The following is a 1,252-nucleotide window of genomic DNA, read 5'->3' as shown; positions in this document are numbered from 1 at the left end:
GGCGCGAGCCCGCCGGACGGGGCGGGTCGACCGCCGCAAGGCCTGCGCGTGGGCGACGAGCTGCACCTGACCCACCCGCAGAACGACTTCGCGCTCGACCCCGACGCAGACCGGCACCTGATGGTCGCCGGCGGGATCGGGGTGACGCCGCTGCTCGGGATGCTGCTCGACCTGCCGCGCGGACGCCGGCGGAACTGCGCTACTGCGTGCGGACGAGAGCCGACGCGGTGTTCCTCGACCGGCTGCGGGGGCTGGCCGACGTGACCCTGCACTGCTCCGACGAGGACGACCGGCTGGAGGTGGCCACCCTGCTCACCGCTCCCGCACCCCGGTGTACGCGTGCGGACCGGCGCGGCTGCTCGACGCGGTGGGGGGCGGCGACCGCCGGGTGACCCGCGGGACACGTGCGGGTGGAGCGGTTCATCGGCTTGGACGCCTCGGCGGCGCGACGGGGCGAGCCGTTCGACGCCGATCTGGTGCGCGGCGGGCGGAGGGCGCACGTGGCCGCCGACCGCACGCTGCTGGAAGTGCTGCGGGAGGAGGGCGTCGAGGCGGACAGCTCCCGCGAGGGCGGTGTGTGCCGGACGTGCTCGGTGCACCTGCTCGGCCGCGAACCCGTGCACCGCGACCTGGTGCTGCCTGTCGGCCGCGCAGCGGGAGCGGGCGATGTTGGCGTGCGGGCGCGGGGTGGTGCGGTTGGCCCTGTGAGCCGCAGGACTCTTCGTGTCACCGCGCCTGTCGCGGCGTTCGGGTGCATGAGCCGCGGCCCCTTCAGGCATTGATGCACCCGGAATCGGGCAACGGGGGCGACTGGGTGTTGTCGGTCGTCGTGCTCGGCCCCGAAGGTGGTCCTCGGTCCCGTCCGCGGCGAACCCGGCGCGGTGACGTGGCACTGACGGGAGGAGGTCCGACGATGCGGTACGGCTTGGGCATCGACCTCGGCACGACGTTCACGGCAGCGGCCGTGTCCGGGGAATCCGGGACGAGGGTGGTGCCGCTGGGACGCGACGTCGTGGCCCCGTCCACCGTGTTCGCCAGGCCCGACGACACGCTGCTGACGGGTGACCTGGCCGAGATCGCAGCGGCGGTCGATCCGACGCGCGTGTCGCGCGGGCACAAGCGCAGGCTCGGCGACCCGTCACCGCTGGTGATTGGCGGCGTCGCCTACGCGCCCGCGGCGTTGCTGGCCGCCCAGCTGCGCGACGTGGTCGCCGCGGTGACCGCGCAGGAGGGCGCTCCGCCGGACTCCGTG

Annotated in this window: 2 protein-coding genes and 2 pseudogenes; all 4 read left to right on the top strand. The window is 74.8% G+C overall.

Translation table 11 applies throughout. The annotated features are described in order from the left end of the window. Positions 1–264: pseudogene (locus tag AB0G02_RS40955) on the top strand (hypothetical protein); the annotation flags it as partial. Beyond that, on the top strand, positions 261–392 hold the full coding sequence (locus tag AB0G02_RS40950; protein WP_360806165.1) for a hypothetical protein: 132 nt from the start codon (positions 261–263) through the stop codon (positions 390–392). The pseudogene AB0G02_RS40955 and the gene AB0G02_RS40950, both read left to right, overlap by 4 nt. A gap of 18 nt (positions 393–410) precedes the next feature. Next, positions 411–782, top strand: coding sequence for a 2Fe-2S iron-sulfur cluster binding domain-containing protein (locus tag AB0G02_RS40945; protein ID WP_360806162.1), 372 nt, complete (start codon positions 411–413; stop codon positions 780–782). Between the two features lie 131 nt (positions 783–913). Beyond that, positions 914–1,252: pseudogene (locus AB0G02_RS40940) on the top strand (Hsp70 family protein); the annotation flags it as partial.

It is taken from the genome of Actinosynnema sp. NPDC023658, from assembly GCF_040639995.1.
Taxonomy (GTDB): domain Bacteria; phylum Actinomycetota; class Actinomycetes; order Mycobacteriales; family Pseudonocardiaceae; genus Actinosynnema.
This window is presented reverse-complemented; position numbering and strand designations above follow the sequence as displayed.